We start from the raw sequence: 12,062 nt of genomic DNA, 5'->3' as shown, positions 1-12,062 counted from the left end.
GAAAGAAGCTGAAATTCCCGAAAGGCCGCAGGAAAAACGCGCCACGGGACAAAAGGCCAAGGAGAGGACATGGATAATCAACCCCGGCTCACCCTGCATATTCCCGAGCCCCCGGCCCGCCCCGGCGACCACCCCGATTTTGGCGGAATGAAGCTGCCCAAGGCTGGCGAAACCATGCGGCCCGATGTCGATGCCGCCGAACCCACCATGCGCGACATGCCCTTTGGCATGATCCGCGTGCTGGATGATGGCCATCGCGCCGTGGGTCCGTGGGACCCGCATCTGGATGTTGATGTGCTGCATCGGGGCCTGCGCGCGATGATGCTGACGCGGGCCTTTGATGATCGCCTGTTTCGCGCCCACCGTCAGGGCAAGACCAGCTTTTACATGAAATCCACCGGCGAGGAGGCGATTGCCGTGGCGCAGTCGCTGATGCTGGGCGCGCGCGACATGTGCTTTCCCACCTATCGCGTGGTCGGCTGGCTGATGGCGCGGAACTATCCGCTGCTCGATCTGGTCAACCAGATCTTCTCCAATGCGGGCGATCCGTTGCGCGGGCGACAATTGCCGATCCTCTATTCGGCCCGCGATTATGGGTTCTATTCGATCTCGGGCAATCTGGGCAGCCGGTTTGGCCATGCGGTGGGCTGGGCGATGGCCTCGGCCTATAAGGGCGATGACCGGATCGCACTGGCCTATGTCGGCGAAGGCACCACGGCCGAGGGCGGATTTCACGAGGCGATCACCTTTGCCAGCGTCTATCGCGCGCCGGTGATCCTGTGCGTGACCAACAACCAATGGGCGATCTCCAGCTTTTCCGGCATCGCGGGGGCCAATGAAACCACCTTTGCGGCCAAGGCGCTGGCCTATGGCATTCCGGGCCTGCGGGTGGACGGCAATGATTTTCTGGCGGTCTGGGCGGCCACGCAATGGGCGGCGCAGCGCGCAAGGCTGAACCTTGGCGCAACGCTGATCGAATTGTTCACCTATCGCGCGGCGGGTCATTCCACCGCCGATGATCCGGCCAAATACCGCCCCGCCGACGAGGCGCGGCAATGGCCGCTGGGCGATCCGATAGACCGGCTGCGCGACCATCTGATCGCCTTGGGCGAGTGGGACGAGGAGCGCCACGCGGCCCTGCAATCCGCGCTGGACGAGGAGGTGCGCGCCGCCGTCCGCGCGGGCGAGGCCATCGGCACGCTGGGCAAATCCAAGCCTGACCTCGCCTCGATGTTCGAGGATGTGTTTAAGGATCCGGACTGGCGCGTGCTCGAACAGCGCCGCGAAATGGGGGTCTGAGGCCATGCCGGTGATGAATATGGTTCAGGCGCTCAACAATGCGCTGGACGAGAAACTGGGGGCCGATCCCGATGTGCTGATCTTTGGCGAGGATGTCGGCTATTTCGGCGGGGTGTTCCGCGTGACCGACGGGCTTCAGGCCAAACATGGGCTGACGCGCTGTTTCGACACGCCGATTGCCGAAGGAGGCATCATCGCCACGGCCATCGGCATGGGAGCCTATGGGTTGCGCCCGGTGGTGGAGATCCAGTTTGCCGATTACATCCTGCCCGCCTTTGACCAGTTGGTCAGTGAGGCGGCGCGGCTGCGCTATCGCTCGAACGGCGAGTTCTGGGCGCCGCTGACCGTGCGCACGCCCTATGGCGGCGGCATTTTCGGCGGCCAGACGCACAGCCAGAGTCCGGAGGCGATCTTTACCCATGTGGTGGGGCTCAAAACCGTGGTGCCGTCCAACCCCTATGACGCCAAGGGCCTGCTGATCGCGGCAATCGAGGATGATGATCCGGTCATCATCCTCGAACCCAAGCGGATCTATAACGGCCCCTTTGACGGGCATCACGACAGGCCGCTGAAAACATGGGCCGGGCATCCGATGGCCGAGGTTCCCGAAGGGCTCTACCGCGTACCGCTGGGCAAGGCGGCGGTGGTGCGTGAGGGGCGCGATGTCACCGTGCTGGCCTATGGCACGATGGTCCATGTCGCGCTGGCGGGCATCGAAGAGGCCGGGGTGGATGCCGAACTGCTCGACCTGCGCTCGCTGGTGCCGCTCGATATTGATGCCATCGTGGCCTCGGTGCGCAAGACCGGGCGCTGCGTGGTCCTGCATGAAGCCTCGCGCTTTGGCGGTTTCGGGGGCGAATTGTTGGCGCTGGTCCAGGAGCGCTGTTTTGATCATCTCAAAGCCCCCATCGACCGCGTTGCCGGTTGGGACACGCCCTATCCGCATGCTTTTGAATGGGACTATTTTCCCGGCCCGGCGCGCCTGATGGCCGCGCTGCGCCGCGTGATGGAGTATTGATCCATGAGCCTTTATCAATTCCGCCTGCCCGACATTGGCGAGGGCATTGCCGAGGCCGAAATCGCGGTCTGGTATGTGAAGCCGGGCGATCATGTGGCTGAGGACCAGTGTCTGGTCGATGTGATGACCGACAAGGCAACGGTGGACATGACATCGCCCGTTGCGGGCAAGGTGCTGGCCATTCACGGCGCGGTGGGCGAGATGATGGCGGTGGGCGCGGTTCTGGTCGAGATCGAGGTGGCGGGCGAGGGCGAGGGAGAGGCGGCGGTCCAGCCGGAACCGGAGCCGGAACCGGCGCCCGAACCTTTGACCCGAGCGACCTTCGAGCCGGAAACCGCTGCTCCTCTGGCCGCGCCTGCCACGCGCCACCGCGCGCGTGAATTGGGCATTGCGCTGGAATCTGTGGCGGGAAGCGGGCCGGGCGGGCGCATCACGCCCGAGGATCTGGAAGCCCATGCCCGCAAGGCCGCACGCGCGCGCCCCGCCCCGCGTGATGGGGCAACCGACATCCCGATCACCGGCCTGCGCCGCAAGATCGCCGAAAGGATGGAGCAGGCCCATCAACGCATTCCCCAGATCACCTATGTCGAGGAATGCGATCTGACCGAGCTGGAGGCGCTGCGCGATGAAATGAACAGGGAGGGTGGGGACAGGCTGACCCTGCTGCCCTTCTTCATTCGGGCAATGGTCCGCGCCTTGCCCGATTTTCCGCAGGTTAACGCGCATTATGACGATGAACAGGGCGTGCTGCGGCAATATGCCGGGGTGCATGTGGGCGTCGCGGTCCAGACTCCCCATGGCCTGATGGTGCCGGTCATCCGCCATGCCGAAACGCTCGACATCCGCGCCTGCGCCCGCGAACTGGCGCGGCTGAGCGGGGCCGCGCGCGACGGCAGCATCGGCCGCGAGGAATTGAGCGGATCGACGATTACGATCACCTCGCTCGGGCCGCTGGGCGGCATTGCCACCACGCCGATCATCAACCATCCCGAAGTGGCGATCATCGGCCCCAACCGCATCGTTGAGCGCCCGGTGGTTCAGGGGCCTTTCGTGGCGCTGCGCAAGGTGATGAACCTGTCGAGCTCGTTTGATCACCGCATCGTCGATGGCCATGATGCGGCGCGCTTTATCCAGAGCATCCGCCGTATGCTCGAACATCCCGCGCTGCTGTTTATGGACTAGCCTGCGTCAAAAGCTCCATTTGACCTCGCGAAAGGCGATGCGCGCCGGGATGGTCAGCGTCATGACCGTCCCATGCGGGCGCGCATCGCCCATGTCGAATTTTGCGCCCAGCGCGGCCGCGCGCTCGCGCATGTGGATCAGGCCGAAATGGCCGGGGCGCCCGCCCTGCGCCAGAACCTCGCGGTCCAGTCCCACGCCGTCATCGGCCACGCTCAGATGCAGGCTGTCGCGGGCGAAACTGATGGTGATGATGATCCGGCCCGCCTGCGCATGGCGGCGGGCGTTGAACAGCGCCTCGCTCGCAATGGCCTCGATTTCGTCGGCCACGGGCGCGCATACGCGGCGGGGCTTGCCCGTGATCCGCAAGTCCCAGACCGGCCCATCCTCCAGCCGCGCCGCCGCCAGCGCGCGCAGCAGCGCCGCCAGATCGACCGGTTCGCCCGCCGCGCGTAATTCGCGCACCTTGTCGCGCCCCTCGATCAGCACGTCATCGGCCCGCTCCAGCGTCGCCTCCAGTTCGAGCCGCGCCGGATGATCGTGGGGCAGCCGTTCGAGCGTCGATTGGAAACGCAGCATCAGGCCCTGAAAGCCTTGGAGCAAAGTGTCGTGCAATTCGCGCGCGATATGCTGGTGAACCACCAGTCGGTCCTCGATCCTTTGCCGCACCGCCTGCGTGGCCGCGCGGATGCGCCAGCGCAGACCTGCCCAGACCGCCACCCCCAGAGCCAGCCCGGCCAGCGCGGCAAACCACCATGTCTGCCAGAAATAGGGGGCGATCGAGAAAGTCACCCGCGCTGCCCGCGTGCTCCACCGGCCATCGGCATTGGCGGCCATCACCTCCATCACATAGCGCCCCGGCGCCAACCCGGTATAGGCGATGGTCCGCGCGTCGGTTTGCACCCAGTCGCGGTCAATACCGCTGAGCCGATAGCGATAGAGATTGCGCGCCGGATCGATCAGGCTGAGCGCCGCTGCTTCGATCTGAACCCGCCTTGTCCCCGCGGGCAGCGCCGCACCATCGCCATGATAGACCCGGCCATCGGCCTCCAGCGAGCGGATCAGCACCGGCGGCGCGGGGGCGGGCGCCGCGCCGCCTTCGGGGGCGATACGCACCAGCCCCCGGTTGGTTACGAACCATGGCCGGCCCTGCGCGTCGATCCCGGCGTCATTGGCCGCCCAATAGACATCGCGCCTGGCATGGATGCCTTCGTGATCGCCGTGCAGACGATGGGGGATGGCTTGTTCGGGATGGGCAAAGGCGGCATCCCATCGTCCGCGCTCGACATCGGCGATGCCCGCGCCGCTGATGATCCAGACCCGGTCGCGCCCCACCGCGATGCCCGTGATTTCCGCCAGCCAGGGATGATGGCGCGCATCGAGCGTGACGGTCCGCCCGCCCCGCATCCGCGCCAGCCCCTGTTCGCCCCCGACATAGAGGTCCGGGCCAAACGGGCGCAGCATCCGCATGAAACCCGTGGCGATCTGATCGCGGTTCCATATCTCGCTTTGGCCGGTGGGGGTCAGGTGCGTGAGGCTGGTGGTGGGGCGCAGGGTGAAGAGGCCCTTTTGCCCGTCCGAAACGCCGAATTGCCAGTCCTGCGCCGGTTGCCATCCTTTCCAGCGCCCGCCCTCCAATTGGGCGATGTTGAGATTGCCGACGATGTTGAGGATCCGCCCGTCGCTGGTGACGGCGCAACTGCCCGTGGGGGCGGCGTCGGGCGGCGGGGGCAGATAGCGCCAGCGCCCGCCCTGCCGGACATAGCCCTTGGTCTGCGCCATGGCCAGCAGCTCGCCCTTTTGGCCTGCGCAGATCGCGGTGATGTAGCCGCCCGGATGGATCAGGCGCGGGCGGCCATTCTCGATGCCGACCACGCCCGAATCCGTGCCCAGATAGAGCGGCGCATCCGGCGCCCCGCCCAGTGCAAAGCCGGTGGTGGGCGCGCCGGGCAGGGCCACGCGGATCACATCCGACCGGCGCAGCCGTATCAGGCCGTCCGCGCCTCCGCCCCACAGCGACCCTTCGGCGTCGCGGAACAGCACCGTGATCGCCATTGACATCAGCCGGGCCGGGGCGCCGCGCGCGGCCAGCATCATGCCGTCGCGATAGCCCGAAAGCCATGCCGCGCCATCGGCGAAGATCAGGCCGCCATGCTGAAACAGACCGGGCGCCGGAACGGTCGAGGGCAGCGGCCGGATCATCGGCTCTTTGCCCAACCGCTCGATCCCCTTGGCGCTGGTCATCCAGACCGCGCCTGCATCATCCTGCGCCAGCGTGGCGGGATAGGCGGGATGGCGCAGCACCAGTTCGGGCCGCAACCCGCCCGGTGCGATGCGCGAGACCGATGCGCCCTGCGCGATCCACAGCGCGGCGTCGCGCGCCACCACCAGATGGTCGATGCTCTCGTCCTGAAGCCCGGTTTGCGGCGAGATCAGCGACCAGCGACCGTGGCGAAAAAGATGCAGTTGCGGCCCCAGCCCACCGATCGTGGCGATCCAGACATCGCCGTTCGGCCCGGCGGTAATGGCCTGCACCGCGCCTTTGACCTGCTGGTCGCGCGGCAGATCCTCCAGCCTCCCGTTGCGCCAGACCGACACGCCGCCATAATCGCGCCCCACCCACAGCGCGCCATCGGACGCAACCGCCATGGTCAGGATCGTGGCGGACCGGCGGCGCTCATAGACGACCGGCTCGATCCTTTCAAAGCTCAGCCCGTCAAAGCGATAGAGGCCGTTGCCCGTGCCCAGCCACAGGAAGCCGTCGGGCGTTTGCGCGATGGTGCGTATATCGGTGGGGGCGCCGCTTTCCGGCCCCCATGCGCGCAGGGCATAGCCGGGCGGGGCATAGCCGGGCGGGGCCGTGTCAATCCGGGCCTCAGGCTGCGCCAGTGCAGAGCGCGCCGGAACCTGCGGAGCCGCCAGCGCGGCCAGAAACAGCAACCATGCCCTCAAGCGCATTCAACCGGCCACGACATCGGCATAGTCAGGGTGGCGCGCATACCATGCCGCCATATAGGGACAGCGCAGCACCAGCGAGAAACCCTGCGCGCGGGCCATGGCGAACAGGCCCTTGGCCAGCGTCGAGGCCAGACCCTGTCCGGCATAGTCATCGGGCACCTCGGTATGGAGCAGGACATAGCGCCCCTCCTCGTCGCGGCGATAGACGCAGATGGCCAGCGCCTCGCCCTCGATGGGCAGTTCAAAGCGGTTCAGCGCCGGATTGTGGCGGACGTCAGCGGCAGAGGGGGCGGACATGCTTTCGCCTTTCGGGGGACGGGGATTGTCAGGGATTGTGAACAAGGGCTGCGGCGGGGTGGGCCACGCAGAGCATCGTGCCCAGCACCACCATGCCTGCAGCCAGCGCAAGAGGCAAGGCAAGCCCCCAGTGCGTGACCATCAGCGCGCCGGCCGCAGCGCCCGCAAAGATGCTGGCCACAGCGGCGATGCGGCGGGGCAGATTGGGGCCGGTGCCCCCCGCCAGCGGGGAATCGGCGGCAATTCCGGTCAGCGTCAGGGTGAGCACGGTGGTGGTCAGATCGGGCACTTTGAGCATCCGGATCGTGGCATTGCGAAAGCCCATGGCCAGCGCGGTGAGCGCGATGATCGCGTCGATCCAGGGGGCCGATGCCAGCGCGCAGATCGCCGCCAGCCCCAGCAGTCCGCCCTCGATCCCGGCGGCGGCCAGCAACCATTGGCGCAAGGGACGCTTGCCCAGAGACTGGCCGATCCGCCCGGCCACCAGCGCGCCGATCAGAAAGGTCAGCAGCGCCACCAGATAGGGTTTGACGGCAAAACCGGGCGTGCCAACAGCTGCAAAGCCCAGAAAGACGACATTGCCGGTCATATTGGCGGTAAACACCTTGCCCAGACCAAGCACCGAGACGGCATCGACAAGGCCCGTCGTGGCCGAAAGCACCAGGAGCAGGCCGGGCAGCGGAGAAGAGGAGGATCGCATCATGGCGGGGGTTCCTTAGAAGCGGAAATTGGCCTGAAGGCCCAGCATGGTGGTGGTGCGCGTCGATCCCGTTTCGCGCAGGAAGGCGCCGGGGGCAAACACCGAAAAAGAGGAGGACAATTCCAGTTCGGGGGTGGCCTGCCATGCCACGGTCGCCTCGCCGCCGCCGCCGATGAAGCGCGAATGGCCGGCGCCTGCGGCCCGGATCAGATTGCCCGGAATGTCATAGACGCCATCGCCGCGCGAATAGCGCCAGAAGACCATGGCGGCCAGACTGGCCGAGACCTTGGGGGCGACCTGCGCGCTGAAACGCGGGTTGAGGTTGACGATGTTGGCCGGGCCGACAGGGGACAGTTCGCCGAAATATTTGCCCTTGGGAAACAGCGCGTTGAACGTGCCCAGATGGCCGTCCCCGGCCTTGCCGTCGCCGCTGATGATGTTGACGCGCATGGTGGCATCCATCGCATGGGGCAGGGCAAGGCCGACCTCGGTGCCCAGCGTCCATGCGCCGATGGTCTGGACCCCGCTGTTCTGGCCCTCGAAATGGCCGAATTGGGCCACGCCCTCGACGTTCCAGTGCAATTGGCCGCGCGTGCCATGGCTGCGCAAACCGATGGAATGGCGCATTTCACGGCCCGTGATGCCGCCGAAACGGGCATTGCGGTTGCGATAGGCCAGATAATAGACATCCCAGCCGGGCAGCACCGCATAGGCGCCCCACAGGCCCTTGGCGGCCGAAGTGTGATCATCGAAATCGCGCAGGCCCGCCTGCACCGGATGCAGCGCCAGCAGGCTGACCGAGGCCGCGCCGATGCGCACCACCGCCCGCGCCCCGTCAAAGGCCAGCGGCGTGTTGGGGCCATAGCGTGTGCCGACCAGCCGCTCTGTGCCCAGCGAGATCATCTGCCGCCCGCCGCGCAGGGTGACGGGGCCAAGATCGGCCTCGGCAAAGCCTTGGAGCAGGTCGAGGCGGCTCTGGTCGGTGGGGCTGGCCGCAGGTTCGACGCCGGTGGCGAATGTGGCCATGGGTTGCACAAAGGCGCGGAAACGGCCCGCATGCAGGTCGGCATAGGGCAGGGCGCGCGCCCACAGATAGGTCTGGTCGGGCGCCGTGCCCCATTGGTTGCCGCTCAGGCTCTCGCTGCGCAGCCTCAGTTCGGTGCCGGTCGAGAGCCAGACATCATCCGCGATCGGGATATATTTGAATGGGCCGGTCCAATGATGGGCGCGCTTTTCCGCATCGGCCAGATCGGACCAGTCCTCGTCATAGCGGGTGATCGAAAGGGTGGGGGCCTGCCATGCCTCGCGCGCCGGTTGGGCCGAGGCGTGGCCTGCGGCCAACAAGGCGCCCGGCAGCGCGAGGAGGGCAAGTTTACGCACGGCCCGTTCCATCACGGCGCTGCGCCCGTTCCGACACCAGCGCGACCAGCACAAAGCCGCCGATCAGGCCGATATGTTCGAAAAAGGCATTGGTGGCCATGAAGCGGTCCTGTCCGGCGGGCATCGCCCAGAAGGCATTGGCCACGCAGGCTGCCAGCAGGGTGAACACCCCAAGCATGCCCGCGCCCAGCCAGACCAGCCGCCCCGAGAGCACCAGCACCGGCCCGATCAGTTCGACCGCAATCGTGATCGCGGCCCAGAGCGCGGGCGGGTTCAGCCCGAAATGCGCCTGCTCTGCCGCAGCGGCGGGCAGGTCGGTCAGCTTGACCACCCCGCCCAGCAGATAGGGGCCGACCAGCGCGAGGCGGGCGATGGTCCATGTGACGGGCCATTCCAGAATGGCGTCGATCAGGACGGGATCACGGCGCGTATCCATGGCTTATGCGCCCTGATGCACTTCGGCGATATAGCCGCCGGGGAAGCGGACAATCGCGGTCTGGCGGGTGCCGATGCTATAGGGGGCGACCAGAACCTCGGCCCCATTGGCCTTGGCCTTGTCGAGCGTGGCGGCCAGATCAGAAACCTGATAGCCGGTCATGTCGCGGCCATAGGGCCAGGGCAATTGGCCGTCCGAGACGAACACCACCATCTTGCCATAATTGCTGGTCAGCGAAACGCGGCGGATGGTCTTGCCGGTCTGGCCAACTTCGGTGCCGGGGGCCTTGCGGTTGTCGGCGGTGACTTTGGCATGGGCATAGCCGCCCCAGCTTTTGAGGAAAGCATCGGCCGCGTCAGCCGTCAGATAGATGCGGTTTTCCGGCACGGTGGCCAGCGGCGCGTAATGCGGCGTGGCGGTGTGCCAATAGAGCTGCATGTTGACCCCGCCCGGCCATTGGATGACGACGTCGCGGCCGATGGGATCGGGAAAGTCGTTCAACCGGCGGATCGCGCCATGTTTGCGCGCGGCCACCACGGCCTTGTCCATATCCGTCACCAGATAGCCGGTGCGCTCATCGCCAAAGGGATAGGGGATCGGCGTTTTGAACCCGAACACCGACACCGTGCCCGCAGGGGTGAGCACCAGTTGCGATTTGGTCAGCGACGGCGTGGGTGTGACCTGAAAGGTGCCCTGCTTGCTGGTGGTGCCGCCGAAAGTGGCGGAGAAGCTGGCGACGAAGCGGTCGAAATCACCTTCGGGCACATAGACATGGGTGGTGTCATATTGCGGGGCAACGCCGACATCAGGGGTGGCGACAGGCTTGGCGGCGGCGGGGGCGGCCAGAACGAGAGCGATGGTAAAAGCAAGAGATTTCATGGCGGGGGACTCCATTGAAAAAGGGGGAAGAGGATCAGACGGCCCAGCAGCCGCAGCCCAGCGCGCCCCAGAAGCTTTGGGGATCACCGGCCGGAACGCTGGCGCCAAGGGCGGCGGCATGGTCATGGCCATGGACCGCGCAGGAGGAATGGCAAGCGCAGGCCGAGGCCAGTTTCGCGCGGGCCTCGCGGGTCTTGTGATAGCCGCCAAAGGTGGCGACCGGCGACCAGTCGGGCATCGCACGGGGCAATTCGGGGGCCAGCGGTTCGTACTTGCCCTCGCCATGGACCACCTTGCCGCCCAGCAGGGTCAGGACAGAGCGGATATGGACGATCTCATGTTCGGGCACGGTGAAATAATCGTCGGACAGGATGGCAAGATCGGCCAATTGGCCTGCCTTGATCTGGCCCTTCTTGCCCACTTCATTGGAAAACCATGTGTTTTCATGGGTCCACATGGCCAGCGCCTTTTCGCGGGACACCCGGTTGGCCGAAGGATAAAGCCGCATCCCGCCCAACGTGCGCCCCGTGACCAGCCATGACAGCGAGACCCATGGGTTATAGCTGGCGACGCGGGTGGCGTCGGTGCCGGCGCCCACCGGGATGCCTGCCGCGATCATCTTGTTGATCGGGGGCGTGCGCTCGGCGGCCTTGGCGCCATAGCGTTCGACGAAATATTCGCCCTGAAACGCCATGCGATGCTGGACCGCGATGCCGCCGCCCAGCGCCGCGATGCGGTCGATGTTGCGGTCGCTGATGGTTTCGGCATGGTCGAAGAACCAGTTGATGCCGGTGAGCGGAATGTCGCGGTTCACCTTTTCATAGACGTCCAGCGCGCGGCTGATCGTCTGGTCATAGGTGGCGTGCAGGCGCCATGGCCAGCGGTGTTCGGCCAGCAGGCGGATGACGGGTTCAAGGTCGCCTTCCATGCTGGGGGGCATGTCGGGGCGGGGGGCGCGGAAATCCTCGAAATCGGCGGCGGAATAGACCAGCATCTCGCCCGCGCCATTGTGGCGATAGGTGTCATCGCCCTGGCCCGGCGTCACCTGCTTTACCCAGCCGGAGAAGTCGGCCAGTTCCTCTTTAGGCTTTTGCGTGAAGAGGTTGTAGCTGATGCGGACGGTCAGTTGGTCGTCCTGATGCAGCTTTTCGATGATTTCGTAATCGTCGGGATAATTCTGCGACCCGCCGCCCGCGTCGATCACGCCCGTTACGCCCAAGGCATTGACATCACGCATGAAATGGCGGGTGGAGTTGAGCTGGTACTCCTGCGGCAGCTTCGGCCCCTTGGCCAGCGTCGAATAGAGGATCGTCGCATTGGGCTGGGCCAAAAGAAGCCCGGTGGGGTTGCCCATGCTGTCACGCACGATCTCGCCGCCCGGAGGGTTGGGCGTGTCCTTGGTATAGCCCACCACCCGCAGCGCGGCGGCATTGAGCAGCGCGCGATCATAAAGGTGCAGGATGAACACCGGCGTATCGGGCGCCACGGCATTGAGCTCGGCCAGCGTGGGCAGGCGCTTTTCGGCAAACTGGTGCTCGGTGAAACCGCCCACCACGCGCACCCATTGCGGGGCGGGGGTGCGGTCAACCTGCGCTTTCAGCATGGCCATCGCTTCCGAGAGCGAGGGCACGCCGTCCCAACGCAGCTCCATGTTGAAATTCAGCCCGCCCCGGATGATGTGCATATGGCTGTCGATCAGGCCGGGGATCACGCGGCGGCGGCCCGCATCGATCACCTGCGCATCGGGCAGGACGGCGGCGCGCACATCCTTTTCGCTGCCCACGGCCAGGAATTTGCCGTCGCGGATGGCGATGGCTTCGGCATCCGGGTTTTCGCGGTCAAGGGTGGAAACCTTGGCGTTGGTGATGATCAGGTCGGCCATGGGGGGAAGGCTCCGGTTGGGGGGGAAGGGGGTC

General features: G+C 66.1%; 10 protein-coding genes. 3 read left to right on the top strand and 7 right to left on the bottom strand.

Translation table 11 applies throughout. The annotated features are described in order from the left end of the window. Positions 1-69: 69 nt before the first annotated feature. Genes PQ457_RS21035 through PQ457_RS21025 form a run of 3 tightly spaced genes read left to right on the top strand, consistent with a single transcriptional unit; the run spans position 70 to position 3,499 of the window. On the top strand, positions 70-1,299 hold the full coding sequence (locus PQ457_RS21035; protein WP_273619753.1) for a thiamine pyrophosphate-dependent enzyme: 1,230 nt from the start codon (positions 70-72) through the stop codon (positions 1,297-1,299). Positions 1,300-1,303: 4 nt separating this feature from the next. Continuing rightward, positions 1,304-2,317: an alpha-ketoacid dehydrogenase subunit beta gene (locus PQ457_RS21030; RefSeq protein WP_273619752.1), complete on the top strand. Its 1,014-nt coding sequence runs from the start codon at positions 1,304-1,306 to the stop codon at positions 2,315-2,317. Positions 2,318-2,320: 3 nt separating this feature from the next. Then, a complete protein-coding gene (locus PQ457_RS21025; RefSeq protein ID WP_273619751.1) occupies positions 2,321-3,499 on the top strand; it encodes a dihydrolipoamide acetyltransferase family protein in 1,179 nt (392 codons plus the stop codon). Positions 3,500-3,505: 6 nt separating this feature from the next. On the opposite strand, the gene PQ457_RS21020 is transcribed toward PQ457_RS21025, so the two are convergent. From PQ457_RS21020 to PQ457_RS20990, 7 genes are read right to left on the bottom strand one after another with little or no spacing between them, the layout of a single operon-like run. After that, positions 3,506-6,448, bottom strand: coding sequence for a sensor histidine kinase (locus PQ457_RS21020; protein WP_273619750.1), 2,943 nt, complete (start codon positions 6,446-6,448; stop codon positions 3,506-3,508). Positions 6,449-6,454: 6 nt separating this feature from the next. After that, entirely contained in the window at positions 6,455-6,751 is a 297-nt protein-coding gene (locus PQ457_RS21015) for a GNAT family N-acetyltransferase (protein WP_273619749.1), read from the bottom strand. Between the two features lie 28 nt (positions 6,752-6,779). Next, a complete protein-coding gene (locus tag PQ457_RS21010) occupies positions 6,780-7,451 on the bottom strand; it encodes a YoaK family protein (RefSeq protein WP_273620421.1) in 672 nt (223 codons plus the stop codon). A gap of 15 nt (positions 7,452-7,466) precedes the next feature. Further along, a complete protein-coding gene (locus PQ457_RS21005; RefSeq protein WP_420541022.1) occupies positions 7,467-8,843 on the bottom strand; it encodes an alginate export family protein in 1,377 nt (458 codons plus the stop codon). Then, positions 8,824-9,267 (bottom strand): DoxX family protein, encoded by a 444-nt coding sequence (locus tag PQ457_RS21000; protein ID WP_273619747.1) that lies wholly within the window; start codon positions 9,265-9,267, stop codon positions 8,824-8,826. Before PQ457_RS21000 ends, PQ457_RS21005 begins: the two co-directional genes overlap by 20 nt. Before the next feature lie 3 nt (positions 9,268-9,270). Further along, complete coding sequence (locus PQ457_RS20995; RefSeq protein ID WP_273619746.1) at positions 9,271-10,146, bottom strand: VOC family protein; 876 nt, start codon at positions 10,144-10,146, stop codon at positions 9,271-9,273. Positions 10,147-10,180: 34 nt separating this feature from the next. Next, on the bottom strand, positions 10,181-12,028 hold the full coding sequence (locus PQ457_RS20990) for an amidohydrolase (RefSeq protein ID WP_273619745.1): 1,848 nt from the start codon (positions 12,026-12,028) through the stop codon (positions 10,181-10,183). Positions 12,029-12,062: the final 34 nt, after the last annotated feature.

This window comes from Novosphingobium humi, assembly GCF_028607105.1.
Classification (GTDB): domain Bacteria; phylum Pseudomonadota; class Alphaproteobacteria; order Sphingomonadales; family Sphingomonadaceae; genus Novosphingobium; species Novosphingobium humi.
Note: the sequence above shows the minus strand (reverse complement) of the source record. Positions and strands in the feature narration are given on the sequence as shown.

Bases quoted from the DNA above. Each gene is read 5' to 3' on its own strand.
- PQ457_RS21010 (WP_273620421.1), bottom strand. From the start codon at position 7,451: ATGCGATCCTCCTCTTCTCCGCTGCCCGGCCTGCTCCTGGTGCTTTCG.
- PQ457_RS21035 (WP_273619753.1), top strand. From the start codon at position 70: ATGGATAATCAACCCCGGCTCACCCTGCATATTCCCGAGCCCCCGGCC.
- PQ457_RS21005 (WP_420541022.1), bottom strand. From the start codon at position 8,843: ATGGAACGGGCCGTGCGTAAACTTGCCCTCCTCGCGCTGCCGGGCGCC.
- PQ457_RS21030 (WP_273619752.1), top strand. From the start codon at position 1,304: ATGCCGGTGATGAATATGGTTCAGGCGCTCAACAATGCGCTGGACGAG.
- PQ457_RS21025 (WP_273619751.1), top strand. From the start codon at position 2,321: ATGAGCCTTTATCAATTCCGCCTGCCCGACATTGGCGAGGGCATTGCC.
- PQ457_RS21015 (WP_273619749.1), bottom strand. From the start codon at position 6,751: ATGTCCGCCCCCTCTGCCGCTGACGTCCGCCACAATCCGGCGCTGAAC.
- PQ457_RS20990 (WP_273619745.1), bottom strand. From the start codon at position 12,028: ATGGCCGACCTGATCATCACCAACGCCAAGGTTTCCACCCTTGACCGC.
- PQ457_RS20995 (WP_273619746.1), bottom strand. From the start codon at position 10,146: ATGAAATCTCTTGCTTTTACCATCGCTCTCGTTCTGGCCGCCCCCGCC.
- PQ457_RS21000 (WP_273619747.1), bottom strand. From the start codon at position 9,267: ATGGATACGCGCCGTGATCCCGTCCTGATCGACGCCATTCTGGAATGG.